This is a genomic window from Paenibacillus athensensis, from assembly GCF_004514475.2.
Lineage (GTDB): Bacteria > Bacillota > Bacilli > Paenibacillales > NBRC-103111 > Paenibacillus_AL > Paenibacillus_AL athensensis.
This window is the reverse complement of record NZ_MYFO02000015.1, coordinates 198815-224582: the sequence shown is the minus strand read 5'-3', so window position 1 is coordinate 224582 and position 25768 is coordinate 198815. Positions and strand designations below refer to the sequence as shown.

The window sequence follows — 25768 nt, the reverse complement described above, 5'->3', positions numbered from 1 at the left end:
TCTCCTTCCGCATCCTCTAAAGTAAGCGCCGGAGGCGGCGCTGCTGCGCCGTCCCCCGCGCCCGGCGAATCACTTCGCGTCCAGACCGTAGTTGGCGCACAGCGCAGCCAGTCCGCCCTGGAAGCCGCTGCCGATTGCCTGAAACTTCCATTCGGCCTCATGGCGGTAAAATTCGCACGCCACAATCGCCGTCTCCACCGAAAACTCCTCGCCCAGATCAAAGCGCAGCACTTCCTGATTCGTCTGCTCGTTCACGACGCGCACGAACGACTTGGACACTTGTCCGAAGTTCTGACCGCGCTCCGGTCCTTCGTAGATCGTAATCGTAATGCCAATGCGCTGAATATCCGCCGGCACCTTGCTGAAATCGATGATGATCTGCTCATCGTCGCCTTCGCCTTCGCCCGTGCGGTTATCGCCTGTATGAACGACGGCTCCGTCATAAGCGTTCAGGTTGCGGTAGAACACAAAATCCTTGATGTCCTTCGCTTTGCCGTCTTGATGGAGCAGGAACGCCGAGGCGTCCAGATCAAAGTCGTGTCCGCCGTTGTATTTGTTCGTATCCCAGCCCAGACCTACGATGACCTTGGTCAAGCCCGGATTCGTTTTCGTCAAATCAATGCGCTGTCCCTTGGATAAGCTAATGGTCATGTCTGCAGCTCCTTTTTACACTCGTGTATGGTCTTAGGCCAAGCCGTAATCGCGGCACAGGCCGGCCAAACCGTCCTTGTAGCCACTGCCGATCGCCGAGAATTTCCATTCGCCGCTGTGACGGTACAGCTCGCCGACAACAACGCCGGTCTCGATCGAAAAATCTTCGCCGAGGTCGAAGCGGATCAGCTCTTCGTTATTGGCATCATTGACGATGCGGGCGTAAGCGCGGGAAACTTGTCCAAAATTTTGGCTGCGCTCAGCCGCTTCATAAATCGTGATCGTAAAAGCGATTTTCTCGACGCCAGCCGGTACGTTCGGCAAATCAATGCGGACTTGCTCGTCGTCGCCTTCGCCTTCGCCCGTGCGGTTGTCGCCGGAGTGAACAATCGAGCCGTTTTCATTCTGCTTGTTGTTGAAGAAGATGAAATCCTTCTCGGATGCGACCTTGCCTTCGCTGTTCGCGGCAAAAACTGAGACGTCGAGGTCGAAATCCTTGCCGCCGTCGTATTTGTTCGTGTCCCAGCCGAGACCGACCGTGATTTTGGCCAAGCCCGGATTTGTTTTCGTCAGATCTACTTTTTGACCTTTTGTTAAATTGATTGCCATGTGTATACACCTCTTTATCAAATTTGGTCTTACTTGTATTTGGCGGCCAGATGATCGATATGTACGGCGTGATCGCCAGCTCCGAGCGCGGCAAACTTCCATTCGCCGTCGTGACGGTAAATTTCGCCCGTCAAAAGAGCGGTCATGCCCGAGTAGTTGTCGGTCAGGTTGAATTTGACAAGCTCCTGTCCGTTTTGGCTGTTCAACACGCGAATATACGCGGATTGGACCATGCCGAAATGCTGCTTTCTGGCTTCCGCCTGGTAAATGTTCACGACGATCAAAATTTTATGCACATCGCCCGGCACGCGCGCCAGATCGATGAAGATCTGCTCGTCGTCGCCGTCGCCTTCCCCGGTGAGGTTGTCGCCGGAATGCACGACCGACTGACAGCCGCTTGCTCTATTATAGAAACATACCAGATTGTTATCCTTGGACAGCTTGCCTGCTGCATCCAGCAGCAGCGCCGACGCGTCGCAGTCGATAGCGACCGCTTCCCGCTTGGTGCCGAAAAAGCCTTTTTTCTCGATGACGGCCGGGTCCCAGCCGAGGCCCACGGTTACCTTGGATAAACCGGCGTTTCCTTTCGTCAGATCGATCTTTTGACCTTTAACGAGACTGATTGTCATTGCTTGAGGTCACCTCCTTTCAAGGCGAACATACTATACGCTGCAGATTCATCTCCCGTTTCAAATTTGATGAAAAATTTGGAGAAATTTTTCGTCTTTGCGGCAAAAGCCTCTAGTAGACAGGATTTCCTGCGTAGTAGAGGCTTTTACGTGACGTCGGGAGACCGTATGATTCGTATTACAGCAGTTTAATTATGGGCCTAAAGTCCGACTTTTGTCAATGTTATACGCCAAACTCCCCTGGATTGAGTCCCAAGGCTCCGCAAATTTCGCGCACGACCGCCTGCTCCTTAGGATCAAAATCGCCGTCGGCCGCTCCAACCGCGCAACAGACCCCAACAATAACGCGACCCATGTCGGGTTTTCCGTTGAATTTGCCGATCGTCTTCAGCGCTTCCTGCTTGCCGATGATCGCATCGAACTCGTAATTGCCCGCAAAATGGTTGAACCGCGCAATCGCGTCGCTGATGCCAAACACCTTCAGTTCTTCGCTACGGCTGATATAGCCAGCCATTTTCTGCTTCTCGCTGCTATCGATCGAGCCGTCGGCGGCAGCGACAACGGCGCATCCTGCCACAACCGCGTCAAGAAAATCTTTGTTTTTGTACTTCTTCACCTGATCGGTTAAGCCTTGCTTGGTGTTTTGCAGCCATGATTTGAACGTGCTCATCGTATCCCTCCTAATTAATTACCCGTTTCACAACCCATTAAACCATTCTTTACTGTTTTGAAGCAAATTATGTGCGGAAACGAAAATTCTTTACTATGGTAACGCATTAGTATATTATCTAATTATCGCATTAAAGTAATTCCATTTGTTTAACTGGAAAGGTGGCCGTGTCGAATGAAAGAGCAGATAAGCCCTAAGCCGCGAAAAACACTGGAGCGCATCAAGGATTATACGCCGGGCAAACCGATCTGGGAGGTGCGCGAGGAGCTCGGCTTGAAACAGGTGATCAAGCTGGCTTCCAATGAGAATCCGCTCGGACCCGCGCCCAAAGCGCTGGAGGCGCTGGAGCGCTGTCTGGGCGAGCTGCACCGTTATCCCGACGCCGAAGCAGTCGGGCTGCGGCGCGCGCTGGCGGCCAAGCTGGCGCTTGAAGAAGATCAGCTGCTGATCGGCAACGGCGCCGACGAGCTGATCCGGCTCATCTCCGAAACGTTCCTTGAAGCCGGCGATGAAATCGTCATTCCCGCGCCGACGTTCGGCGAATATGAATTTGGCGCCAATCTGATGGACGCCGCGGTCGTATCGGTGCCGCTCGACGATGGCTTTGGCTTGAACGCTGCGGCGCTGCTGGCGGCCGTGAACGCGAAGACCAAGCTCGTCTACCTGTGCAGCCCGAACAATCCGACCGGCACCTATTTGCCGCAGGCGGAGCTGGAGCTGCTGCTGGCCGGACTGCCGCCGCGCACGCTGCTGATCGTTGACGCCGCTTACGGCCACTACGCGACCGCAGCCGATTACGCAAACGGTCTGGACTTCGTACGCCGCGGCTTGCCGGTCGTCGTGCTGCAGACGTTTTCGAAAATTTACGGTCTGGCCGGACTGCGCATCGGCTGCGCCGCCGCCCCGGCAGCGGTGATTGCCGCGATCCGCAAGGTGAAGGAGCCGTTCAACGTCAACGCGCTGGCGCAAGCTGCCGGTGCAGCAGCGCTCGACGACGACGCGTTTGTCGAAGCCTCCCGGCGGATGAATGACGAGGGGCGACGGCAGCTTTACGCCGGATTCGGGCAGCTTGGCGTCACGTACACGGAAAGCATGAGCAATTTCGTGCTGGCGCGGCTTGGCTCCGATGCGCAGAAGCTGTATGAGCGCTTGCTCGGCAAAGGCATCATCGTCCGCAACGGCGGCTCCTGGGGCTTGCCGGAGCATGTGCGGATCACCGTCGGCACGCCGGAGGAAAACGCGCTGCTGCTGCAAGCGCTTGGCGAGCTGCTGGCCGAAGCCGGCGAATGAGGGCGGCGAGTCGGCTTTCTTTTTGAACAGAGCCCCCCAATTGTGCTACAATGCTATCAATCATTTGCGCTTGGAGGTTGCTATGCTCAAAGAATTCAAAGAATTTGCTTTCAAGGGAAATATGCTCGATTTGGCAGTCGGTGTGATCATCGGGGGCGCTTTCGGCAAGGTGGTCACGTCGATCGTCAACGATCTAGTGATGCCGCCGATCGGTCTGTTGCTGGGACAGGTCAACTTCACCGATCTGTTTATTGCGCTGAACGGGGAAACTTATGCCTCGTTGGACGCGGCCAAAAAAGCAGGCGCGCCAACGTTCAACTATGGACAATTTATCTCGACTTTTCTTGATTTTCTGATTGTGTCTTTTGTGATTTTTATGGTGGTCAAGCAGCTGCACCGCATGCGCAAAAAAGAGGAACCCAAGGAAAAAGCGCCGGCCACGACTAAGGAATGCCCGCATTGCTTGTCGGACATTCCGGCCCGCGCCACGCGCTGCAAGTTCTGCACGTCCGAGCTGGAGAAGGGCGGCGGCAGCGTGCGCGGCAGCATCCAGTAAGGGCATCGCTTGTAAAGACAGCGTAGGCAATAAGAACGCCCCGCAGCACGGACCGGAACGGTCCGCCGCTGCGGGGCGTTTGTTATATCGTGGACGACCGGGCGCGGGCGGCGCAAGATCGCCTGTAATGCGCCGCCCTGTGGGACGCGCGGCTGGCGTGCACAGTCACGCGTAATGGCGTGAGAGTGCGGGAGGCTGCAACGACGACGGGATGTCTGGCGCAAGCGCGCAGATAACACGCTGCCGCAGTGAAAGCGCGGCCACGGCGTGAGGGCTCAGGCGGCTGATGGGCGCACGGCCTCACAGCCGCAGGGAGCCGGACGCCGTCGAGGCCAGACTGCGCTAGTCGGCGGACGGGCCGATGAAATCGCGCAGATCGAGCACGGCGGCTTGGGCGGCTACCGGATCGCGCAGCAGGCGCACCATATGCCGGGCCGTCGCTTCCGGCGACTGCAGCTGCCCGTCTTCGAACAGGCGCACAAACCGTTCGAGCTGCGGGAAGCTGTCGGCCGAGGAGGCCCGGATTTCCGCCTGCATGTCGGTGTCGACGACGCCCGGAGCCAGCGACATCAGGCGGGTTGCCCCCGGCCCTTCGCCCTGCTCGGCCGCTACGACTCGCGTGAAATGATCGAGTCCCGCTTTGGCCGCGCAGTAGGCGCTCCAGCCGGGGTAGGGTTTGCGCCCGGCGCCGGAGGAGACGTTGACGACCTGCTTGCGGGCCGCGGGCAACGCAGCGGCGTGCCGCAGGAAGGCATTCGTCAGCAGCATCGGCGCCAGCAGGTTGAGCTGCAGGCTCAGCTGCAGCTCGGCCGGGTCCATGCGCCCCGCAGGCGCAATGGGGGCCAGACGGCCCGCGTTGTTGATCAGCGTCAAGCTGGCAGCCGTGCGGGCCTCTACGCTTTGCAGCAGCGTGCCCAGCAGCGCGTCAATGCCCTCCGTTTGCGTCAAATCGTACGCAAACGCGCGCAGTCGGCCGCCATAGCGCGCAGCAGCGGCGCTCTGCTCCGCAGAGAGGCCGGTGCGGGCGATGCCCACGACGCAGGCTCCCTGCTGCAAAAGCTCGGCCGCAAGCGCCGCTCCGAGGCCGCGCGAGCTGCCCGTTATCATATAAAGCTCGCCGTTCCATGTGGCTGTCGCGTCGCTCATAAACGTTCTCCTTTCCCGAATGAAACGCTTCTTCCCGTTGACCGTTGACGGACAATTCCCGCCTTCAGCGCCGCACGCGGCTTAGGAGCGGGGTGCCGGCCTTGCCTCGTCTGGCGATCAGGGACCTCTTTTGCCCCTCCCCTCCGCCGGCACTAGCAGTCTATCCCGTTGTTTCTACGGTTTCCGCCTGAAGCTCCCCACGGGTTGTTTTGCTGTAAATCATGGTGGTATGCACATGATCGTGCCCCATCATTTGCGACAAGCGGTGCAAGGCGATATTCGCTGCCATGACGTAACCGAATCGGTGGCGCAAATCGTGCGCGCGCAGCCCTTCGAGCCGGGCGGCTTTCATATATTTTTGAATCAGATGACGCAAGGCGCGCTCCGTTAATCGGGCGCCGGTTTTTTCCGATGCGAACAGATAGGAAGCTTCCGCCGGGCGTTTTGCCAGATAATCGGTCAACGCCGCTTGGCACACCGCATTCAAAGGAACCTCGCGCGACTTGTTGCGTAGCCCGGAGCGCACAGTCAGACAACTCCCAACATCGCTGATCCGGATATCCCCGGGAAGCAAATCGCAAATTTCCATGGGCCGCAAGCCCGTGTGGAGCATGACGCAAACGATGGTCTGGTCTCGGAGGGAGCCCAGCCTCCGGGTTGCAGCAAGCAAGGCGCTTTCTTCCTGGTCCGTCATTTGCCGCGGGCTTGTCCTTGGCTCGGGTACCAGCTTTACCGACTTTGACGGGTCTTCACCAATCGTTCCTTCCGCAGCCGCCCAGTCGAAAAATCGTTTCAGCGTGACCAGCCGCCGATTCACAGTCGCCGGCTTTAGTTCCATGTCCATCTGCATGGCCTCCCGGTAACGCACCAGCGTCGATGTCGCGATACGTTCAATGTGAATGGCTTCTCCCGGGCCATCGACGGTTTCACACCAGGCAATAAAATGTTTTAGATCGCTTGCGTATTCCTTCAGCGTTTTGGGACTCAACTCTCTATGTACAGCGAGCGCATGGATGAAACGACTCGTCACGCCCTCCCCTTGTTCCGAGATGCCTGGCCCCTCTTTCATGATGTGCACCCTCCAATCTGTTCTTGACTTACCTTAGCGGACATAGTATTCTTATCTTAACCGAAACATTAGCGGACATCAATGTTGATTTTCCAAATATCTAGTGATCGTGTTAATACGTTTTTTGGAGGAATTTTATGCAAACAGGTACAGTGAAATGGTTTAATTCGGAAAAGGGCTTTGGGTTCATTGAAGTTGAAAACGGAAATGACGTGTTTGTGCATTTCAGCGCCATTCAAGAAGACGGCTATCGTTCTTTGGACGAAGGTCAACGCGTTCAATTCAATGTGACGCAAGGCAATCGCGGCCCTCAGGCCGAGAATGTAACAAAGCTGTAAGCATGTAGAAAAAAGCTGCTCGGAATGAGCGGCTTTTTGTTTTCTTTAGATTGCCGATACGGCGTGAGCGCATGAGCGCCACCCTTTATTATTTTTAAAAAAAGATGGTCTTCCATCAGAAAAGTGGTTTTTTTATCAAAACAAATACACCCGATCCGAATGTCAATGTCATGTTTTCTACGGTTGATGACATTATTCGTTTTTATTCCAGCAAGCACGGTTCGCAGAGAAAACCAGGCCATGTCAACCTGTGCAAGAATCGCGCCAGCAAAGACAGGAAAGCGGGAAAATGATGATTTCCGAAGGCGAACCAAGCCGTTGGGGAAGCTCATCCCTTCGTTACTTCCTGAGATTTTCAAGAAAAGAGGGCTGCAATGAAATCACTGCAAGAATTCACTAGCTGGAAAAAAGATGTGGCTGCTCACTGCAAGTCGGATTTAAGAAAAAGCATCTGGCAATTGATTAACAGTATCGTGCCGTTTATTCTGCTCTGGGGCCTTGCTTATGCCAGCTTGGCGATTTCGTTCTGGATTGCGTTAGCGTTGACAATTCCGGCTGCGGGATTCCTGATCCGGATTTTCATCATTTTCCATGATTGCTGTCATCAATCCTTTTTCAAAGGAAAAAAGGCCAATGGAATTGTCGGAACGATTACCGGCATCCTGACTTTCTTCCCCTTTGCGCAATGGAAAAATGAGCATTCCGTTCATCACGCGACCAGCGGGAATTTATCCCGCAGAGGCACAGGAGATATCTGGACGTTAACGACCAGGGAATATGCGGCCCTTTCCCCTTGGAAACGCCTCGGATACCGGCTATATCGCAATCCGCTGGTTATGTTCGGTCTCGGCCCCGTGTTTATTTTCATGATTGAATATCGCATAAACCGGAAAGACGCCAAACGAAAAGAGCGCATAAGCACGTACTTCACAAACGCCATGCTAGTCTGCTTGATGGGGCTGCTATGCTGGTTATTCGGTTGGAAAGAGGTGCTCCTGATTCAAGGGGCAATACTGTACCTGGCGGGCGCGGCGGGCATCTGGCTGTTCTATGTGCAGCATCAATTCGAGGATTCGTATTACGAGCATGCGAACGAATGGGATTATGTGCGTGCAGCAGTACAAGGCAGTTCCTATTACAAGCTGCCAAAAATTTTGCAATGGATGACGGGGAATATCGGCTTTCATCATATTCATCATTTGGCTCCTCAGGCCCCGAATTATCACTTGCAGCGCATACACGAGAGCAATGCTGTTCTGAAAAACGTTCCAGCCATCGGATTTCGATTGAGCCTGCAGGCGCTTAGATATCGGCTGTGGGACGAGGAAAGCAAACGATTTGTTGGATTAAGACATCGACCGACCCTTTTGTAAAAAGGGTGGAAAAGGCGTGGGCCGCAGTTGGCCCACGCCTTTATTGATGAAATGAACAACGGCCGCAAGCGTCGCCACGGCGGACGGCAAGGACGCGCACAATTCGATTTACCGAAATTGCCGATATTAACCCACCGATGATAGCTGCGCCCGATGCTTGTAGCTGTAACAGGCGGAACGTTTACTCCGCGTACATCATTTTGCGCGTCATGCCGCCATCAACGACGAGATTTTCGCCGGTGACAAAATCGTTCTCAGCATCCGTCAAATACAAGCAGGCGCGGACAAGATCTGCCGGACGGCCAACCCGGCCAGCAGGGTGCTGCGCATGGTCCTCGGGACGCAGCTTGCTGTAATCACCCGTTTCAATCCAGCCCGGGCTGATCGCATTGACGCGAATGCCGGACGCGCCCAGCGACAGCGCCATTGCATGCGTAAGGGCCAGCAATCCGCCCTTGGAGGCGGCGTACGCCTCGGAGCCCGGCTCCGACATCAACGCCCGGGTGGAAGCGATATTGACGATGGCTCCTCCGCCGTCCTGCATAAGCCGGGCGGCTTCCCGCGAGCAGAGGAACGCGCCGCGCAAATTCGTATTGACGACCCAATCCCACTCGTCAACGGACAGCTCCAGCGGCGATTTCCAAATGCCCAGCCCGGCATTGTTGATCAGCACGTCCAGCCGCCCCCATGTACGATCCAGCTCCTTGAACCACCCGACAATGTCGTCAGGGCTGCGCAAATCCAGCTCGCGGATCAGCGGCTGCTGCGCTCCTGCTTGACTTGCGATCCATTCCGACGCTTGCGTCAGCCCCTCGGCGTCAAGATCGGCTAACGCCAAGTGGGCTCCACGCGCTGCATAAGCCAGCGCCAGCTCCCTGCCGATACCGCGCGCCGCGCCGGTGATCGCTACTTTTTTTCCGGCAAATCCGCTCATCCTGCTTAGGCTCCTTTATTGAACGACGTCGTAGCCTTGATCTTCAATCGCCGCTTGAATGGCCGCAAGGCTCGTCTTTCTTTCGTCATACTCCACGGTCACTTCTTTACTCGCCAAATTAACTCGCCCCGATGCGCCAAGCTCCTTCATCGCCTGTTCTACCGATTGAACGCAATGTTGGCAGGACATACCCTCTACTTTCAATGTAATGCTGGACATTCGATACACTTCCTTTCCTGTTGCTTGATTTTATTTCATGAGCGTATTCATGGTTTTCAACAGCTCGTCGACAACGTCCATGTCGCCTTCCTGAATGCGTTCGACGACACAGCTTTTCAAATGCCCGGACAAGAGCAGCTTGCCCACCCCGTTCAACGCCGACTGCACGGCTGCAATCTGGTGCAGCACGTCGTCGCAATACGTGTCTTTATCTATGAGGCCTTTTATGCCGCGCACCTGTCCTTCGATCCGATTCAGACGCGCTGTTAAATCGGCTTTTAATTTATCGGAATGGTGGCTTTTGCGACCGTGTTTGCCGGCATGGGCCGCATGACCAGCATGGTCGGCTTGATCCGTTGGACCTGCACCGCCTGTATGGAGCGCGGTATTCGCTCGACTCGCTCGAGCTGCTGCTTCGGCCTGCTGCTCAGACTTTTCGCGAACAGCGCCGTCATGACGGTCGCTGCCGTCTGTCCGGTCCGTCCCCGCCGCACCCGCAGCCGGCAGATCCTGACCCTGATTTGTGTTACTCCTGCCCTTGGTTGCCATGTCGCACCTCCTCTCTCTATTATACCCCTCTGGCGTATGCTGTCCATGCAAACGGCAACCGAAGCTTCCGTCGCCGCATCCCGGAAGTCGAGCGGTCCGAACACTACCGGGAACCGTATAGCCGGCACCACGCTTCGATAGTCGCGCGGTGCCGAACGCAGCGGACCTGCATCCGCTTCGCACGTCAGCGCTCCTGAACCGCTTTACAGCTTGACGCGCTGCAAGCGCAGAGCGTTAAGCACAACTGAAACCGAGCTCAGCGCCATCGCCGCTCCCGCTACCCACGGCTCCAGCAGACCCAGAGCAGCAATCGGAATACCCAGCGTGTTGTAGCCGAGCGCCCAGATGAGGTTTTCCCGGATATTGCGCATGGTCCGGCGGCTCATCACAATGGCGTCGGCAATCGCGTTCAAATCGCCGCGCATCAGCGTAACGTCGGCCGCCTCCATCGCCACGTCGGCTCCGGTGCCGATGGCCATGCCGATATCGGCAGCAGCCAGCGCAGGGGCGTCGTTGATGCCATCGCCGACCATCGCCACGCGCTGCCCCTCGGCTTGCAGCCGCTTGATTTCGGCGGCTTTGCCCTCGGGCAGCACCTCGGCGACGACGCGGTCGATGCCGACCTGCGCGGCGATGGCCCGGGCGGTCCGCTCATTGTCGCCGGTCAGCAGGACGACCTGCAAGCCAAGCGCCCGGAGCCGGGCGACCGCGGCAGATGAGGTCGGCTTCACCGTGTCGGCGACCGCGACAAGCCCGGCGTATACGCCGTCGACGGCGACGAGCATCGCCGTCCGGCCCGCCGCCTCCAGCCGCTCCAGCTCCGGCAGCGCCGCGGCTACGTTGACGCCGCGCTCGGCCATCAGCCGCCGCGTCCCGGCCAGCACGGCGCGGCCTTCGACCGCGGCGCTGACGCCAAAGCCGGGCAGCGCGGCGAACGTCTCGGCCAGCGGCGGCTCGATGCCGCGGCTGCGGACGCCGGCCACGATCGCTTCGGCCAGCGGATGCTCCGAGCCGCGCTCCGCACCGCCCAGCAGCCGCAGCAGTTCGGCATCGCTCCAGCCGGATGCAACTTGCACGTCGGTAAGCTGCGGCGCGCCTGCCGTGACCGTGCCGGTTTTATCCAGCACAATCGTCTCCAGCCGGTGCGCCGACTCCAAATGCTCGCCGCCCTTGAACAAAATGCCAAGCTCGGCGGCGCGGCCGGAGCCGGCCATGACCGAGGTCGGCGTGGCTAGCCCCAGCGCGCAGGGGCAGGCAATAACCAGCACGGCAATCGCCTTCTCCAGCGCAGCGGGAAAGTCCCCCGGCTTTGCAAGCAGATACCAGAGGAGAAAAGTCGCAGCCGCCAGCCCAATCACCACCGGCACAAAAATACCGGAAATCCGGTCGGCAACACGCTGAATCGGCGCCTTCGAGCCCTGCGCCTCCTCGACCACGCGGATAATGTGCGCAAGCGCCGTATCGCGGCCGACCTTATCGGCGCGTATGCGCAGCACGCCGTGCTTATTAAGCGTTGCGCCGACGACGCTGTCGCCGACCTGTTTGTCCACAGGCAGGCTTTCCCCCGTCAGCATCGATTCATCGACCGTAGAGCCGCCCTCCAGCACGACGCCGTCAACGGGAATTTTCTCCCCCGGACGAATGAGCACGATGTCGCCGGGAATCACCTCTTCGGCCGGAATCGCCAGCTCCTGGCCGCCTCGAACAACCATCGCCGTCTTGGCCTGCAGACTCATCAGCGAACGAATCGCCGCAGACGTCCGCCCTTTGGCCATCGTTTCGAATAGTTTGCCGAGCAGCACCAGTGTAATCAGCACAGCGCTCGTTTCAAAATACAGCTGCGGCATATGCACATGCCCGCCGGTTTCGTCAGGCCGCAGCGCCCATTGCAGCGTTAAAAACAAGCTGTACACATACGCAGCCGATGTGCCGAGCACAATCAGCACATCCATATTTGCGCTTCCGTTGCGCAGCGCCTTGTAGGCGCCGCTATAAAAACCCCACCCGATATAAAGCTGCACCGGCGTCGCCAGAATCAGCTGTATCCAAGGGTTCATCAGCCACTCCGGCAGCCATACCCAGGAGGTCCATGAAAAATGGCTGACCATCGCCCACAGCAGCGGCGCCGACAACAGCGCGGATATCCATAAGTGCCGCTTATGCCCGGCCAATTCCGCGTTCTGATCGGGAGCCTCCGTTGCCCCGGGCTCAGGAGGCCGGACAGAGCCGTATCCCAGCTTGGCAATCGTCTGCTCGAGCTGGGGCAGTCCGGTCACGGACGGATTAAAGGTGACGGCGGCTTTTTCCAAGGCGAAATTGACGTTAACGTCAGCCACGCCCTCCAGCTTGCGCAAGCCCCGTTCGATGCGGCTCGCGCACGCGGCGCAGGTCATTCCGGTTATTTGCAAGGTCGCTTGCTCGTTCGCTCCGTCCTGGGCAGGGCCACTGGATGCGGAAGCCCTCGTTGTATGTGGCATGACGCTTCACCTCGTCAACATGATTTCAAAAAGCTTTCTCCATCATAGTATACCCCCCTACCCTATATTGTCAAGTTCATTTGTCGGTTCGGCAGACGCTACGCGCTTGAGCGCTTCCCGCACGCTAAGCGGCGACAGCTCAACGCTGGCGACGAAGGCGCGGACCGCAGCCGCGTCGGTTTTGGCGTATTCGCGCAGCGCCCAGCCGATCGCTTTACGGATGAAAAACTCCCGCGAACCGGCCAGCCGCCGGATACAGTCGAACAGCAGCTCCGTATCGGTTCGCTGCTTGTATTTAAGCTGAAACAGCAGCGCGGTCCGCTGCAGCCACATATGGCCGGATGCCATCCACCGGGCCACGGCGTCGTCGATCAGCTCGGGATGCCGGAGCAGCAAGCCGCCGACTGTTTGGGAAGCCAGCAAATCCACCGTATCCCACCAGGCTTTATCGACAATCAATCGCTCCAGCAGTGCCAGCGACTGCGGAGTCAGCAGCTTGCGCCTTTTTTCCAGCAACTGCATCGCCGCATAGTGATATTCACGCTCCGGCAGCGCCCACAGCTCGGCGACCACAATCAGCAGCTCATCGGCTGCAGGCAGTCCCTCCTCTTGCCAAAAAGCGCGCAGCAGCACGGCAAGCTCCGGGCTGCGAATGCCAAGAAACGGAAACTGATTGCGCTGATAAGCCTCCATCGCCGGCTTGATCTGCCGATTCCCGCGGTCGCGCAGGCAGGCTTCCAGCTTTTGCGTATAAAGCAAAGTCATTTTTTTCCACTCCATTCCTTTGAAAAAAATAATGCCAAACCTTCGCGCTTCCGGTATGCTTAGAAGCAGAAATGCTACAGACAGAGCTTGAACCGGATGGGAGAGAACCAACAATGACCTACAAATTAATGGCCGTCGATCTCGACGATACGCTGCTGCGCGACGATCTGACGATTTCCGAGGAAACAACAAACGCTATTCGCCAAGCCGCCGAGCTGGGCGTGACGGTGACGATTGCTACGGGCCGCAGCTTTCCTTCCGCTGCCCAAATCGCCCGGCAAATCGGGCTTAATGTGCCGATTATCACCTACCAGGGAGCGGTTGTCAAAAACCTGCTCGACGAGAACGTGCTTTACGAGCGGACAGTGCCGGTCGATTGCGCCAGATTTTTGCTCGATTTTTGCGAGCAGCGCAAGCTGCACTTGCAGCTTTATCACGGCGATCAGCTGTATGCGGGCGAAGACAACGACAAGATTAAAAAATACGTCGGTCTGACTAAAACGCCTTACATCGTCGGCGACCTGCGCCAATGGATCGACATTCCGCAGCCCAAGCTGCTGATCGTTGACGAGCCGCATGTATGCGACGCGCTGCTGGCCGAGCTGCAGCCGCAGTTGGGCGAAAGGCTTCATATTACGAAATCCAAGCCGAACTATCTCGAATTCATGCATCGCGAAGGCACCAAGGGCCATGCGGTGCGCTTCCTTGCCGGCCATTTCGGCTGTACGCTCGATCAGGTGATCGGCGTTGGCGACTCGTGGAACGACCGCGAGATGCTGGAGGTTGCCGGACTTGGCGTAGCGATGGACAACGCGCGGCCGGAGCTCAAGGCGATTGCCGATTTTATTACGCTCAGCAACAATGACGACGGCGTGCGGCACGTGCTGGAGCGGTTTGTTTTCGCGACTGTATAATTGATCGGATGCAAAAAGAACCTCCACTTCCGCGGCGTGCGGGCGTGGAGGTTTTTGGCGTATTGGGCCGGTGTGTAACAGCGGCGACTGCGCCGTCGGCCCGCAGCGGCAGGTGGCGCAGGGCAGCGGGGCGCGTGGGCGGTGGCACACGGCGGACGAGCTCCGGGGCGCGCGGGCTGTGGCACACGGCGGCGAGCTCCGGGGCGCGCGGGCGGGCCGATCCGGACGGACTGACCGGACAATTTCGAACAGGTCGGACAGGCCCGAGACGCTCGAAATCCCCGTCCAAGCAGCAGGACCCGCAAAAGGCGCTCGGCTCACCGGCCGGACGGTGCGAGACGACAGTAGTCAGGCCCCCAATGTGCAGGCGGACCTCCCCTAAGCGGAACCGCTGTATTCGACGATGCTGACGTTTTCGTAATGAATCAGCACAGAGTCATTGGCGACGGAGCCCGCTTCGATCAGTTGGTTGCTATCGCTTTTGATCGTAATTTCGCGGTTAGGTAACACGATGTTTTCGCTCGGGTTACTAAAAGACGTCGTAATGTACACGGTACTGACATCTGGATCGGCCAATGCCGCACGCAGCGTATTAAAATCACGCACATAAGCGGTCTGATGATCCGCTTCGTCCGATTTGTACAGCGCATAGCCGGTGGTCGAACGTTTGGCGATACCTGAGTAGCCGCCCAGACTGACCTTGAGGCTATCTGCCATCGTGCCGGTGGCGTACAGCATTTCATTCGCGTCCGTGATCTCGACATCCGCTGCGGTATAAAACGGATTGTCGACGATGGTGGCGCTGTCCTCAGCCATCAACCCGGTGTAGGTCGCGCCGCGATAGCCCGTTTGCTGCAGCGACCAGCCGAACATGACATTAGCGATTGCGTCGTTGAAGCTGAACCGCCCGTCCGCTCCGGACGTCGTTGTCCGTTCGTAGCCGTTAACCATATGCATCGTGATGCTGGCACCGACAATCGGATTGTAATGCGCGTCTTGGGCGATGCCCGAGACGGTGACGAACTTCACGCCGGTCATCTCGTAAGCGATGTCGGCCATGCCCTCGGCCACATCGGCGCTAAAGCCGCCTAGCCCGTACGTCGCCGACGTCACGGTAAAGCTGCGCTCGCCGACCGGCACCCCGGCCAGCTCGAAGCGGCCGAGCGCATCGGTCAGCGCCGCCGGCGCCGCGTCGGCGCTGCCGGCCTTGACCTGCACGCCGACGAGCGGCTGCAGGTCCTCGGAGCAGACCGTCCCCTTCACGGTGACGGTCGGCAGCTCCAGGCGCAGCTTCGCGGGCTGCGCCTCTTCACCCGCGAGCACCGCAAACGGGCTCGCGGAGCTGACGCTTCGGTCATACGCCGAAGCGGAGACGGTGTTGCCGGCGGCGGGCTGCACGCCGGCAAAGGTGTAGCGGCCGTGACCGTCGGACACGGCCTGGGCGGCGCTGCCGTTCAGTGTGACGGCAGCGGTGTTGACGGGTTCGTCGAGCTGATCGACGACCCGAACGGCTACGCTGCCCACAGCGGGCGCGTCCGCGACGAGCGGCGCGATCTGGCGCAGCAGGGCAGCGATATCGGCGGCGTCGGTGAAGCCGTCGCCGTTGATGTCTTGCACCGCGGCCGATTGCAGGTACGCGGCGACATCGTCGATACGAATCGCTCCATCCTGATTCGTATCGAACGGCGCGACGGCGGCAAGCGCTGCGCCGGGGAGCAGCAGTCCGGCGACAAGCGCGCCGGACAGTGCGATTTTGAGCAACTTCAAAGGAGTCACATCCTCTTTCTACAACAAACTGGGTTTATTTCTGGCTGATCTCCAAATTCGGCGCGTCGCCGGCAAAATCCTTGTCGGTTTTGGAATATTTTTGAACCCGTTGCGGCGGGCAGCGGACTGTTCGTTCAAAGCGTCGAATGGCGGAGCAGACAGGAGGACGGACGGGATTACGGAGCCGCCAAAACTGAGCCGCCGACCCAGGCTTCTCAAGGCAATAAAGCTGTCAGCTAAAAAGAAAAAAACCGCGCCAGCCGGATGAATCGGCGATAACGCGGATGCTTGTGCGCAGGTTCTGGTATGCGGCCTCAAGCGCAGCCTTGTATGCGGCCCCGCCTTCGGACTGCAGGGTTGCGGAACTGCCGGGTTGCCGGGCCCACAAGCCGCCGTTCGGCCAGCTCCGCTCCGGGAGCCGCCAGACCAGCCTACTGCGCTGGCTCCAGCTCCTACGCCCGCAGCCATTGCAGCAGCGGCTCGCTGACGGTCAGCTTCAGATCTGCCGCTGACCGCACAGGCCCGAAGGCCGGAATCAGCTCTCCGGCCTTCACCGGCTCCGGCCGGTCGATCCATCCGGCCGTATACGCCAGCGCGCCGAGCAGACGCTCCGCCGGTACGCCCGCTTCGCGCAGGGCGGCCAGCGTCAGCGACTTGTCGCGCTTGGACAGCCGCTCGCCGGCAGCGTCGGCGAGCAGCGGCACATGCGCGAAGCGCGGTGCCGGCAAGCCGAGCGCGGCGTAGAGCGCGAGCTGGCGCGGCGTCGAGTCCAGCAGGTCCGCGCCGCGCAGCACGTCGGTGATGCCCATCGCGGCATCATCGACGACGACGGCCAGCTGGTAGCTGAACATGCCGTCGGCCCGCTTGACGACAAAGTCGCCGAGGCTGTCGCCCGTATACAGCTGCGGGCCGAGCAGCGCGTCGTCGAACGGCAGCGCCTGTGACGGCATGATGAAGCGCAACGCCGGCGTTTTGGCCGCTGCTCGGGCCTCCTGCTCCTGCGGGGTCAGCCCGCGGCACCAGCCGGGATAAGCGCCCCCTTCGGCGGCCAGCCCGTGCGGCGCATTGCCGATCATCGCCAGCTCGCTGCGGCTGCAATAACACGGATACAAATGCCCAGCGGCTTCCAAGCGCTCCAACACAGCGGCGTACAATGCCTCGCGCCGACTCTGCTCATATGGCGCGTGCGGCCCGCCGACCCGCGGTCCCTCGTCCCAACCAAGCCCCAGCCACAGCAGCTCGTCCATCATCTGCTCAGCAAACGCCGCCCGCGAGCGGGCTTTGTCGATATCCTCGATCCGCAGTACAAACACGCCACCGGACTGACGAATCTGCAGCCATGCCGCCAGTGCGCTGAACGCATTGCCCATATGCAACTGGCCGGACGGCGTCGGCGCAAAACGTCCCCGTCGCATCATCTCCCTCACACTCCCCGCCGAATACAAAAAGAGCAGACATCGCGTTCTGCTCTGGTCATTTCAATATGAAAGATCGGGCCGCAAGGGCCGCAAAGCTGATTTGGGAAATGGCGGAGCCGACGGGATTCGAACCCGCGGTCTCCTGCGTGACAGGCAGGCATGTTAGGCCTCTACACCACGGCTCCACACATTCAAGTGTCAAAGACACAGGTTTCATTCTACATGAACCCGGGCAATCTGACAAGCATCATTTTTCAAAAATTTCCTCTGTACAAGCTGCGCCGACTATTGTCCAGCACTGGCGTAAGCGTAGGTCATCTTATGTAGAATTACATTAAATTCCGGCTTTTTCCTGCTGCCTGCGATACACGACAACGTACCTTGTCCATTCTCTGTCCGCCACAGCGATGTTTATGTCCATATCTCACGCATCGCTCATCTTGTACAGACGATCTCACGCTGAAAACTCCCGCTACCACCCCCTCACCATTTCCCAAATCCTCCCGAATATGAGATGATAGACACAGCAATCATTCCCGGGAGGTTGATGTGTCAGATGGAATTGACCCAAATGCAAACGCTTGCGCAGACGGTGGCCGGCAATGTCGGCCGGGCTGTGGTGGGCAAAAATGAAACCGTCGAGCTGCTGCTGATCGCGCTGATCGCCTCGGGCCACGTGCTGCTGGAGGATGTGCCGGGCACGGGCAAAACGCTGCTGGCCAAGGCGCTGGCCCGCTCGGTTGACTGCGTGTTCAAGCGCATCCAGTTTACGCCGGATCTGCTGCCATCCGATGTGAGCGGGATTCATTTTTTCAATCAAAAAACGAGCGAATTCGAATTCCGTCCAGGTCCGCTGTTCGCCAACATTGTGCTGGCCGACGAAATCAACCGCGCTACGCCGCGCACGCAATCGAGTCTGCTGGAGTGCATGGAGGAGCGCCAGGTGACCATAGACGGGGAAACCCGCGCACTGGAAGCGCCGTTTCTCGTCATTGCGACGCAAAATCCGGTGGAAAACCAAGGCACATTTCCGCTGCCGGAGGCGCAGCTTGACCGCTTTTTGCTTAAAATCCCGATGGGCTATCCGTCGACGGCAGAGCAAGTCGACATTTTGCGGCTGTACCGGCAGGACGATCCGCTGGAGCAGCTGGCTCCCGTAGTCAGCCGGGCCGAGCTGCTGGAGGCGCAGCGGCAACACGCGCAAGTGCGCGTCGACGAAGCGCTGCTGCGCTATATCGCCGAGCTGGTCGAACGCACGCGCCAGCATCCCGATGTCGCGCTTGGCGTCAGTCCGCGCGGGGCGCGGGCGCTGCTGAAATGCGCGCAGGTGCGGGCGGCGCTTCGCGGACGCGACTACGTGCTGCCTGACGACATCAAGGCGATGGTCAAGCCGACGCTGACCCATCGCGTGCTGCTGGCCACTCGCGTGCGTCAGCCGGAGAAGCAGGTGGAGGCGATGCTGACGACGATTCTGGCGCAGACGCCTGTGCCAACGGAAGAGCAAATCGGGTAAACGGCGATGGGGATCAGTTGGATCTTGTTGATCGCTGCCGCGCTTTTTTTTGCCCAGCATCGGCTGTACCGCAAGCTCGGCTTTCGCGGATTGCGCGTGACGCGGGAATTTGACCGGCAGCGGCTGCACGCCGGCGAGGAGCTGACGATGATCGAAACGATCGTCAACCGCAAGCCGCTCCCGCTGCCTTGGCTGCGGCTGGAGGCGATGCTGCCGGCCGGACTGCTTTTTCAGCAGCAAACGAACCTCGACGTCAGCGCCGGGGATCTGTTCCAGAATCACAAAAGCTTATTCAGTCTCATGCCGTATACAAAAATGATTCGCCGTCACCGCGTCCGCTGCATGAAGCGCGGCTGGTACCGGCTGGAGACGGTGGCCGTGTCGATTGGCGACGTGCTTGGTCTGCAAGCGGCCTCGGCACAGCAAAAGCATCAAGCGGAGCTGCTCGTTTATCCGCAGTTGGCCCGTCGGGACGAGCTCCCTTTGCCGTCCAGCAGCTGGCAAGGCGATATCACCGTCAAGCGCTGGATCGTGCCCGATCCGTTCCTCAAATCGGGCGTGCGCGAATACCGCTATGGCGACACGATGAACAGCATCCATTGGAAAGCGACGGCGCGCAGCCAGCGGCTTCAGGTGCACAGCCGGGACTATACGGCCGATCCGCGCCTTTTGCTGCTGCTCAATACGCAAATTACGGAAACGATGTGGGAAGCGGTCAGTGAGCCCGAGCTGGTGGAGCAAGGGCTGCGTTATGCTGCCACGCTGGCGCATGACGCCGTCAGTCAAGGCGTGCCGGTCGGCTTCGGCAGCAACAGCTATACGCCGGAAGCACCGCACAGTCCGCTTTATGCAGCGCCGGAGGGCGGCTGGCCGCAGCTGGAGTATTTGATGGAGCTGATGGCCAAAATGGAGGTCGCCTGCTGCCGCACCTTTGCCGATTATTTGCAGCAGTACGTAAATACGGACGATACCGCTCTGGATATCGTGCTGATTACCGCGTTTATTTCGGACAAAATCGAAGCGCAAGCCGAGCGGCTGCGCGCGGCCGGCCACGCCGTATTTGTCGTGGACCTGCGCAGCGCGCTGGCCGCCGACGCCGGGAAGGAGGCTGAAGCCGATGCATCCCCGTCTGCAGTTCGCTAACCGCTCGCTCCCCGGCCGACTGGCGCGCGTCGTGCTGCTCGGCTGCGTCGAGCTTGCCGTATATTTCCCGCTCCTGCTGGTGCTGCACTGGCAGCTTTCGCCGCTGCCGCTGTGGGGCACCTGCCTGCAGTTGGCCGCCTGCTACGGCATTGGCGGCATCGGCGGCGAAACCGGCTGGCTCAAGCGCAACGTCTGGGCGCTGTTGTTTGCTGCGCTCGGCGGCTTTGCCGTGTTTGTCCCGCCCGGCGGTCCGGCCGCAGCAGGCGGCTGGGTGCTCGGCGCTATCGGCGCTTGGCTGGTCATGCGCGGCATTCGCCTCGTGCGGACGCCGTGGTCGTGGCGCTTTCCGCCGATGGCGTTTATGTTCGGCTTCGTCGCTTATTTCATCGCCGTGCCGCTGATGGCGCGCATCGATACCGTGCAGGCTTACGTGCCGATGACGAATGCGCTCGGCTTTGTCTCGCTGGTCATCTTCTTGTTTGACCTCAACCGGCTCCGGCTGCTGGAAGCGACCTTGTCCGGCGATGACGAAGCGCAGCAAGCGGTCACCGGCACGATCCGCCGCCACAACCGGCTGTGGCTGAGCGGCGCCGTCGGGCTCGTCGCCCTGATCGGCTTCCTGCCCCAGCTGCAGGCCGTTGCGCTCGCCACCTTGCGCGCCGTCGCCGCAGCGCTGAACCGGCTGCTGCACCGCGAGCCGCCCGCAGCCGAGCCGTCCGCTCCGCCGGATGCCACGCCCGCGCCGATGCCGCTGCTTGGCGGCGAGCCGCATCAGCCGTCCTTGCTGACCGAAGCGCTGAATCTGCTGCTGCTGATCGCCGGCTATACAGCCGTCGTCGTCCTCGCGCTGCTGGCGCTTTACCTGCTCATCCGGCGCGGCTTCCCGGCTCTGCGGGGCATCCTGCAGCGCCTGCTCGGCCGCTTCGGCGTAGACGACGCGCTCGACGCCACCGGCTACGTCGACGAGAAAGAAACGCTGCTCGCCTGGCGCGAGCTGCCCAAGCTGTGGCGCAAGCGGCTGCAAGCCCGCTTCTCAGCGCGGGCCGGCGCGCCGGATTGGAGCGCACTGCCTACGCGCGCTGCCCGCAGCCGCTATCTCTACGCGCTCGCGCTCGCTTACGCCGCCGGCAAGGGCTACCGCGTCAATCCGGCGCTCACGCCGCAGGAGACGCAACGCGAGCTGGACGCAGCCGGGCTGCTGCCGCCTCAAGCGGGCGAAACGCTGACCGCCCTGTACAACGAAGCCCGCTACAGCGGCAAGGAGCCAAGCGAGGCGCAGCTTCGCGAGGCGCTGGAGAAGGCGCAGCCGATTTTGCCCAAGCAGGTGAGATAACGCGCTCCACGCCAAAAACCGCCCTGCAGGCGCAAGCTTCCCAAGAGGGAAACGCTCACGCCCGCAGGGCGGTTTCTTTTTACGTCAACCTAATAACGCCGCAACGGCACGAAGCGGTTCACATCGGACAGCAAAGCCGAGAATTCCTCCGCAGGCAGCGGCTTGCTGTACAGATATCCCTGCAGCTCGTCGCAGTTCAACTGCACGAGGAACATCATTTCCTGCATCGTCTCGACGCCCTCGGCCACAACGCGCAGGTTCATGCTGTGCGCCAAATCGATGACGGCCCGGACGATGGACGATTTTTTCCGGTCACGATCAATGCCTTGAATGAACGAACGGTCGAGCTTGACCTCATAGATCGGCAGCCGCTGCAGCTGATTCAGCGAAGAATACCCCGTCCCGAAATCGTCGATGGAAATTTGCACGCCCAGCTGGATAATCATGAAAATCATATCAAGCACATGCTCGACATTTTTGATCAAGACGCCCTCCGTAATTTCCAGCTGCAAATATTTCGCTTCCAGCCCGCTTTCCTCCAGTGCCTCGCAGATCAGCTCATGCAGATTGCCCTGATAGAAGTGACGGCCGGAAATGTTGACCGCCACCGGCACCTTGGGCAGACCGGCCTGCTGCCAAGCGCGGTTTTGCCGGCACGCCTCGCGCACGACCCATTCGTCGATCTCCAGAATCAGCCCCGACTCCTCGGCCAGCGGAATGAATTTGGTCGGCGGCACTGTGCCAAGCTCGGGATGCTGCCAGCGGATCAGCGCTTCGATCCCGCAAATGCGCTGGCTCTGCGGATCCACCTTCGGCTGGTAGAACAAGCGGAACTGCTCGTGGCCCAGCGCCTCGCGGATGCCGATATCGATGAACATTTTTTCCGTGACCGCCGCATTGAGATCCTCGTTGAAATAATAAACGGCATTGCCGCCCTGCTCCTTGGCCACGTACATGGCCATGTCGGCGTTTTTGACGATGGTGCCGAGGTCCTGCCCGTCGCGCGGGTACAAGCTGACGCCCAGACTGACCGTAACGTACAGCGTCATTTCTTCCTTCAAGCGGATCGGCTCCGCAAACGCCGAGAAAATCCGCTGCGTCATCTGCCGCAGCTTGTCCTCGCGGGCCGCCTCCAGTACAAACACAAATTCATCGCCCCCCAAGCGGAATACCTTGCACCCGTCGGACACCAGACGCGCGAACATGCCGGCAATCGTCTGCAGCAGCGCATCGCCCACGGCGTGACCTAGCGAATCGTTAATATCCTTGAAGCGGTTCAAATCGGCAAACACAACGGCAATCGGCAGCTCCGGCGGTTTGGCTCCCGTGATCAGCTCCTGCAAATACCGCGAGAAATGCAGCCGGTTCGGCAGGTCCGTCAGCACATCATAATAAGCCAAATGCTGCAGCTTTTCCTCGGATTGCCGCAGCATCGCCGTCTGCTCCTGCAGCTTCCGGTTCATCTCTTGCGATTCCGCGAACATCCGCAGCAAATTGTGTGACGTCTGCCTGAAATTGTTCACCAGCGAGATGACCTCGACAATCCGGCTTTGCGGCCATTCAATCGCCTCCTGCTGGTACAGCTTGTCGGTCAGCCGGGTCGTGGCGACGGCCAGATGGGATAAGCTGCGGACGATCGCCCGGCCGATCAGCAGCGCCAGCAGCGCAGCGCCTGCGGCAAAAAACAGCAGATACTTCAGCTGGTCCAAATACTGCTGGTACATTTGCTGCATGTACATCTGGATCGGAATGCCGATGTGGATCTGCAGCGGAAATTGCGGCACGGTATCGTTGTACAAATAGCTGCCTTTCTTCCAGTCGTCCGCTGTCAGCCAATGCGAACGCTGCAACGGCCGGCTTTCATAGAAGGACGCCGAAAGCTGCTTGAGCGAGCGGTTGCTGCGCCAGTCGTAATACGGGTCAAGCCCCAGCACCCAGCTGGTCGTAGCCAGCACGTGATTGCTGCCGTCGGTCAGCACAATTTCCGAAATATCCTCTGTCGTGTAGCGGTTGATAATTTCCTGAAGCTTGCCCAATTGAATCATGCTGCCGTTGCGCAAAGCCGTTATATCGGTATCTCCCCATTTGCCCAGCTCCTTCTTGATTCCGGTCGCTATGTTTAGCGCAGTCTGATGCGAGTTATGCACCACCGTCCGGTATCCGTACCAGCTATTGAGCACCATGAAGATCAAAAAAGGAACGGCTACTGCCGAAATCGACAAATGAAACAGTACCTGGCCCAGCTGAACGGGCCGTTCCTTCGCTTCAGTCAGCCCCAGCCAGCGCCGCAAAGGCACGTATCGCTCCGTCATCTCTGCGATCAGCGCGTTAAACAGGCCGTTGGTCGCGGCAATCGTCACCAGTACGACGAATTCAATCGTGAGCGTTCGATAATACGCGTAATAAGCGATGAGCAGCAGCGGCAAACCCGCAGTCAGCCAATACACGCTGTCCCAGAGCAGCAGCTGTGTCCGCTTGCGGCCAAGCACAAGACCGAGGAACAGCACCTCCGCCATGCCGGCCATATCGAGCAGCGGCTCGCCCATGACCAGAAAGGAAAACGTATATAAGACCGCCGCTCCCGCCAAAGCCGGACCCAGCCCGAACCACAGCAGCAGCAACAGTAAAAAAATACTGGAAAAAGAAAACGACAAATCATAAATCAGCCGAAGCTCAAAATGCTCGCACAAGCCGGCCAGCGCCAAGCCCCCCAAATATAACGCCCAAGCCGGGGCACCCCGGAGAGAAGAAAAGCTGCTTTTGATCATGGTGGCCTCCTAACCCGCTCACTCGCACACTGCCGCCCACATGAAAGTAAGTCGCGCGTTGCTTCCGGAGTTTGTCATATTCATTTGGTAAAATTATTCTACAGTGGAAGCGAAACCCCTCTTTTTTGGTGACGTGGAGCAAAAATGTACGATCCTGCGGCAGCAGCCCGGCCGCAGTCCGCCGCTTGCCCGGCTTCTACGAGCCGTACAAGACGCGAAGCTCCCGCTCCAGCTCGTCGAGCGAGCGCTGGGCGTCCATTTTCCCGGCAATGATCCGCTGCACCGCCTTGATCCCCAGCTTCTGATTGCGGCCCTTCGCGCCCGTTTCCTCATCCGTTCCCGGATAGCTATCCGGCCCGACCACATGGGTCGTCATCTTCAGCCAGCCCGCAGCCTGATTAGCCGAGTCGGTCCAGAACGCCGTATCCTCCCCTGCGGCCGTCACCGGCTGCCACGTGCCGCCCATCGATTCGATCAGCTCCCCGTATACCGGCTGCTCATAAAGCTCGCGGACGAAGCGCTTGGCCGCAGCCGGGTTGCTGCCCCCGACCGGCAGGATCATCGCCCGGCCGCTGCCGAACACCGGACTGCCGTCGGAGCCTCCCGGCTTGGGCGCAAGCACCGTGGCCGCATACAGCTCGGGAGCGCTTGGCTCCAGCAAATTGTAGACGCTGCCCGTATTGATAATATAGCCGACCTGCCCGCGCAAGTACGCGTTATTGTTGCCGGCGTCGTCCCAGGACAGCGCCTCCGGCGGCACCAGTCGTTCCGTGTACAAAGAAGCGAGAAATTGCAGCGCCTCCAGCGTCGCCGGCGTATTGACGGCAACGTGATTGCGCTCGTCAACGAACCTGCCTCCCCAAGCCAGCACCACATCTCGCACGAGACTCTCCCCTTCCGTCCCGTTCGCGCTCAGCGACAGGCCCAGCGGATAGACGCCGCTGCCCGGCTTGGCCAGCAGCCGCGCCTGCTCCCGCAGCTCCAGCCACGTGGCCGGCAGCGGCAAAGCCGCCTGTGCCCACCAATCCTTGCGCACATACGCCCCGCTTAGCGTAAAAGCCTGCGGAATCAAATATTGTCCGTCTGCGGCGTTCCCCATCTGCGTAACCAGCAGCGACTCGGACAGCAGCGGCAGCTGCCGCAGTAAGCCGGACACCTCGATCAGCCTGCGCTGCGAGCCGAACTGCTTATCCAGCGCCGTATCGCCAATGACCAGGTCCGGCACGTTACCGGCGTCAAATGCAGCCTGCAGCTTCGTTTTCAGCTCGCTGGCATTTAAAGTGACATATTCCGTTTCAACGCCGTATTGGCGGCCAAACGACTCGACGAGCTTTTCCATGCGTTCATGATAAGCCTTGACCAGCTCGGCCTTGTCCCACACTACAAATTTACCGCCTTGTCCCGGGGCCGGTACCGTATCGGCAGGCGGCGAGCCTGCGGCCCCGCCTCGATTGTCAGACAAGGAAAAACGCGAATTCGGCCCGAAGCCGATCAGCAGCACAAGCACAGCCACCACGGCAAAGACGCTGAACGGCCCGGGCTTGCGCGTCATTGCCCGCTCCCGCCCCGGACGGGGCTGCCCGACGGGGTGCGCCGGTCTTTTTTGATGTAATCGCTTACAAAACATCGGAGAACTA

Annotated in this window: 23 protein-coding genes, 1 tRNA gene and 1 pseudogene; 8 read left to right on the top strand and 17 right to left on the bottom strand. The window is 59.4% G+C overall.

The window, feature by feature from the left end; genetic code table 11:
- Positions 1-69 precede the first annotated feature (69 nt).
- From B5M42_RS21935 to B5M42_RS21920, 4 genes are all read right to left on the bottom strand, one after another.
- On the bottom strand, positions 70-651 hold the full coding sequence (locus B5M42_RS21935; RefSeq protein ID WP_134755056.1) for a TerD family protein: 582 nt from the start codon (positions 649-651) through the stop codon (positions 70-72).
- Between the two features lie 33 nt (positions 652-684).
- The gene (locus tag B5M42_RS21930; protein WP_134755054.1) at positions 685-1260 is read right to left on the bottom strand and encodes a TerD family protein; all 576 of its coding nucleotides are present in this window, start codon (positions 1258-1260) and stop codon (positions 685-687) included.
- 29 nt (positions 1261-1289) lie between these two features.
- Complete coding sequence (locus tag B5M42_RS21925; RefSeq protein ID WP_134755052.1) at positions 1290-1889, bottom strand: TerD family protein; 600 nt, start codon at positions 1887-1889, stop codon at positions 1290-1292.
- A gap of 223 nt (positions 1890-2112) precedes the next feature.
- Positions 2113-2559 carry a tellurite resistance TerB family protein gene (locus B5M42_RS21920; protein ID WP_134755050.1) on the bottom strand — a complete coding sequence of 149 codons (447 nt, stop codon included), beginning with the start codon at positions 2557-2559 and terminating at the stop codon, positions 2113-2115.
- A 174-nt stretch (positions 2560-2733) separates the two neighbouring features.
- Here B5M42_RS21920 and hisC point away from each other — a divergent pair, with 174 nt between their 5' ends.
- Together hisC and mscL are read left to right on the top strand one after the other, a co-directional pair.
- Complete coding sequence (gene hisC, locus B5M42_RS21915; RefSeq protein ID WP_134755048.1) at positions 2734-3849, top strand: histidinol-phosphate transaminase; 1116 nt, start codon at positions 2734-2736, stop codon at positions 3847-3849.
- An 82-nt stretch (positions 3850-3931) separates the two neighbouring features.
- A complete protein-coding gene (mscL, locus tag B5M42_RS21910) occupies positions 3932-4405 on the top strand; it encodes a large conductance mechanosensitive channel protein MscL (protein WP_134755046.1) in 474 nt (157 codons plus the stop codon).
- 342 nt (positions 4406-4747) lie between these two features.
- Here mscL and B5M42_RS21905 read toward each other — a convergent pair whose 3' ends face one another.
- Complete coding sequence (locus tag B5M42_RS21905; RefSeq protein WP_209280752.1) at positions 4748-5551, bottom strand: SDR family NAD(P)-dependent oxidoreductase; 804 nt, start codon at positions 5549-5551, stop codon at positions 4748-4750.
- A gap of 160 nt (positions 5552-5711) precedes the next feature.
- Complete coding sequence (locus B5M42_RS21900; protein WP_134755044.1) at positions 5712-6620, bottom strand: tyrosine-type recombinase/integrase; 909 nt, start codon at positions 6618-6620, stop codon at positions 5712-5714.
- Between the two features lie 137 nt (positions 6621-6757).
- Here B5M42_RS21900 and B5M42_RS21895 point away from each other — a divergent pair, with 137 nt between their 5' ends.
- Entirely contained in the window at positions 6758-6958 is a 201-nt protein-coding gene (locus tag B5M42_RS21895; protein ID WP_134755042.1) for a cold-shock protein, read from the top strand.
- Here B5M42_RS21895 and B5M42_RS21890 read toward each other — a convergent pair.
- Positions 6931-7290 (bottom strand): hypothetical protein, encoded by a 360-nt coding sequence (locus tag B5M42_RS21890; RefSeq protein WP_134755040.1) that lies wholly within the window; start codon positions 7288-7290, stop codon positions 6931-6933. The two genes, B5M42_RS21895 and B5M42_RS21890, sit on opposite strands and share 28 nt — an antisense overlap.
- Before the next feature lie 42 nt (positions 7291-7332).
- Between B5M42_RS21890 and B5M42_RS21885 the strand changes: the two genes are divergently transcribed.
- Entirely contained in the window at positions 7333-8331 is a 999-nt protein-coding gene (locus tag B5M42_RS21885; protein WP_134755039.1) for a fatty acid desaturase, read from the top strand.
- Positions 8332-8512: 181 nt separating this feature from the next.
- Here the strand turns inward: B5M42_RS21885 and B5M42_RS21880 are convergent, their stop codons facing one another.
- The 5 genes and pseudogenes from B5M42_RS21880 to B5M42_RS21860 all read right to left on the bottom strand — a co-directional run bounded on the left by B5M42_RS21880 (position 8513) and on the right by B5M42_RS21860 (position 13275).
- Complete coding sequence (locus tag B5M42_RS21880; protein WP_134755037.1) at positions 8513-9265, bottom strand: SDR family NAD(P)-dependent oxidoreductase; 753 nt, start codon at positions 9263-9265, stop codon at positions 8513-8515.
- Positions 9266-9280: 15 nt separating this feature from the next.
- Positions 9281-9484 (bottom strand): copper ion binding protein, encoded by a 204-nt coding sequence (locus B5M42_RS21875; protein WP_134755035.1) that lies wholly within the window; start codon positions 9482-9484, stop codon positions 9281-9283.
- A 30-nt stretch (positions 9485-9514) separates the two neighbouring features.
- Positions 9515-9790, bottom strand: a pseudogene (locus B5M42_RS21870) (metal-sensitive transcriptional regulator); the annotation flags it as partial.
- Between the two features lie 446 nt (positions 9791-10236).
- Entirely contained in the window at positions 10237-12510 is a 2274-nt protein-coding gene (locus tag B5M42_RS21865; protein ID WP_134755033.1) for a heavy metal translocating P-type ATPase, read from the bottom strand.
- Positions 12511-12567: 57 nt separating this feature from the next.
- Positions 12568-13275: a DNA alkylation repair protein gene (locus tag B5M42_RS21860; RefSeq protein ID WP_209280751.1), complete on the bottom strand. Its 708-nt coding sequence runs from the start codon at positions 13273-13275 to the stop codon at positions 12568-12570.
- Positions 13276-13388: 113 nt separating this feature from the next.
- On the opposite strand from B5M42_RS21860, the gene B5M42_RS21855 reads away from it, so the two are divergent.
- Entirely contained in the window at positions 13389-14189 is an 801-nt protein-coding gene (locus B5M42_RS21855) for a Cof-type HAD-IIB family hydrolase (protein ID WP_134755029.1), read from the top strand.
- Positions 14190-14567: 378 nt separating this feature from the next.
- Here the strand turns inward: B5M42_RS21855 and B5M42_RS21850 are convergent, their stop codons facing one another.
- The 3 genes from B5M42_RS21850 to B5M42_RS21840 all read right to left on the bottom strand — a co-directional run bounded on the left by B5M42_RS21850 (position 14568) and on the right by B5M42_RS21840 (position 17559).
- On the bottom strand, positions 14568-15956 hold the full coding sequence (locus tag B5M42_RS21850; RefSeq protein WP_134755027.1) for a hypothetical protein: 1389 nt from the start codon (positions 15954-15956) through the stop codon (positions 14568-14570).
- A 452-nt stretch (positions 15957-16408) separates the two neighbouring features.
- On the bottom strand, positions 16409-17371 hold the full coding sequence (gluQRS, locus tag B5M42_RS21845) for a tRNA glutamyl-Q(34) synthetase GluQRS (RefSeq protein WP_134755112.1): 963 nt from the start codon (positions 17369-17371) through the stop codon (positions 16409-16411).
- A gap of 111 nt (positions 17372-17482) precedes the next feature.
- Positions 17483-17559 (bottom strand) — tRNA-Asp (locus tag B5M42_RS21840).
- A 371-nt stretch (positions 17560-17930) separates the two neighbouring features.
- Between B5M42_RS21840 and B5M42_RS21835 the strand changes: the two genes are divergently transcribed.
- From B5M42_RS21835 to B5M42_RS21825, 3 genes are read left to right on the top strand one after another with little or no spacing between them, the layout of a single operon-like run.
- Complete coding sequence (locus tag B5M42_RS21835) at positions 17931-18887, top strand: AAA family ATPase (RefSeq protein ID WP_134755025.1); 957 nt, start codon at positions 17931-17933, stop codon at positions 18885-18887.
- Between the two features lie 6 nt (positions 18888-18893).
- Positions 18894-20030, top strand: a complete 1137-nt coding sequence (locus tag B5M42_RS21830; protein ID WP_134755023.1) for a DUF58 domain-containing protein — start codon at positions 18894-18896, stop codon at positions 20028-20030.
- Positions 20005-21363 (top strand): DUF4129 domain-containing protein, encoded by a 1359-nt coding sequence (locus tag B5M42_RS21825; protein WP_134755021.1) that lies wholly within the window; start codon positions 20005-20007, stop codon positions 21361-21363. The genes B5M42_RS21830 and B5M42_RS21825 overlap by 26 nt, the downstream gene beginning before the upstream one ends.
- A gap of 89 nt (positions 21364-21452) precedes the next feature.
- Here the strand turns inward: B5M42_RS21825 and B5M42_RS21820 are convergent, their stop codons facing one another.
- Positions 21453-24131 (bottom strand): putative bifunctional diguanylate cyclase/phosphodiesterase, encoded by a 2679-nt coding sequence (locus tag B5M42_RS21820; RefSeq protein ID WP_134755019.1) that lies wholly within the window; start codon positions 24129-24131, stop codon positions 21453-21455.
- 196 nt (positions 24132-24327) lie between these two features.
- A complete protein-coding gene (locus B5M42_RS21815; RefSeq protein WP_167690107.1) occupies positions 24328-25683 on the bottom strand; it encodes an ABC transporter substrate-binding protein in 1356 nt (451 codons plus the stop codon).
- Positions 25684-25768 lie beyond the last annotated feature (85 nt).

Coding starts and splice junctions, on each gene's coding strand:
- B5M42_RS21935 (WP_134755056.1), bottom strand. CDS start 651: ATGACCATTAGCTTATCCAAGGGACAGCGCATTGATTTGACGAAAACG.
- B5M42_RS21930 (WP_134755054.1), bottom strand. CDS start 1,260: ATGGCAATCAATTTAACAAAAGGTCAAAAAGTAGATCTGACGAAAACA.
- B5M42_RS21925 (WP_134755052.1), bottom strand. CDS start 1,889: ATGACAATCAGTCTCGTTAAAGGTCAAAAGATCGATCTGACGAAAGGA.
- B5M42_RS21920 (WP_134755050.1), bottom strand. CDS start 2,559: ATGAGCACGTTCAAATCATGGCTGCAAAACACCAAGCAAGGCTTAACC.
- hisC (WP_134755048.1), top strand. CDS start 2,734: ATGAAAGAGCAGATAAGCCCTAAGCCGCGAAAAACACTGGAGCGCATC.
- mscL (WP_134755046.1), top strand. CDS start 3,932: ATGCTCAAAGAATTCAAAGAATTTGCTTTCAAGGGAAATATGCTCGAT.
- B5M42_RS21905 (WP_209280752.1), bottom strand. CDS start 5,551: ATGAGCGACGCGACAGCCACATGGAACGGCGAGCTTTATATGATAACG.
- B5M42_RS21900 (WP_134755044.1), bottom strand. CDS start 6,620: ATGAAAGAGGGGCCAGGCATCTCGGAACAAGGGGAGGGCGTGACGAGT.
- B5M42_RS21895 (WP_134755042.1), top strand. CDS start 6,758: ATGCAAACAGGTACAGTGAAATGGTTTAATTCGGAAAAGGGCTTTGGG.
- B5M42_RS21890 (WP_134755040.1), bottom strand. CDS start 7,290: ATGAGCTTCCCCAACGGCTTGGTTCGCCTTCGGAAATCATCATTTTCC.
- B5M42_RS21885 (WP_134755039.1), top strand. CDS start 7,333: ATGAAATCACTGCAAGAATTCACTAGCTGGAAAAAAGATGTGGCTGCT.
- B5M42_RS21880 (WP_134755037.1), bottom strand. CDS start 9,265: ATGAGCGGATTTGCCGGAAAAAAAGTAGCGATCACCGGCGCGGCGCGC.
- B5M42_RS21875 (WP_134755035.1), bottom strand. CDS start 9,484: ATGTCCAGCATTACATTGAAAGTAGAGGGTATGTCCTGCCAACATTGC.
- B5M42_RS21865 (WP_134755033.1), bottom strand. CDS start 12,510: ATGCCACATACAACGAGGGCTTCCGCATCCAGTGGCCCTGCCCAGGAC.
- B5M42_RS21860 (WP_209280751.1), bottom strand. CDS start 13,275: ATGACTTTGCTTTATACGCAAAAGCTGGAAGCCTGCCTGCGCGACCGC.
- B5M42_RS21855 (WP_134755029.1), top strand. CDS start 13,389: ATGACCTACAAATTAATGGCCGTCGATCTCGACGATACGCTGCTGCGC.
- gluQRS (WP_134755112.1), bottom strand. CDS start 17,371: ATGCGACGGGGACGTTTTGCGCCGACGCCGTCCGGCCAGTTGCATATG.
- B5M42_RS21835 (WP_134755025.1), top strand. CDS start 17,931: ATGGAATTGACCCAAATGCAAACGCTTGCGCAGACGGTGGCCGGCAAT.
- B5M42_RS21830 (WP_134755023.1), top strand. CDS start 18,894: ATGGGGATCAGTTGGATCTTGTTGATCGCTGCCGCGCTTTTTTTTGCC.
- B5M42_RS21825 (WP_134755021.1), top strand. CDS start 20,005: ATGCATCCCCGTCTGCAGTTCGCTAACCGCTCGCTCCCCGGCCGACTG.
- B5M42_RS21820 (WP_134755019.1), bottom strand. CDS start 24,131: ATGATCAAAAGCAGCTTTTCTTCTCTCCGGGGTGCCCCGGCTTGGGCG.
- B5M42_RS21815 (WP_167690107.1), bottom strand. CDS start 25,683: ATGACGCGCAAGCCCGGGCCGTTCAGCGTCTTTGCCGTGGTGGCTGTG.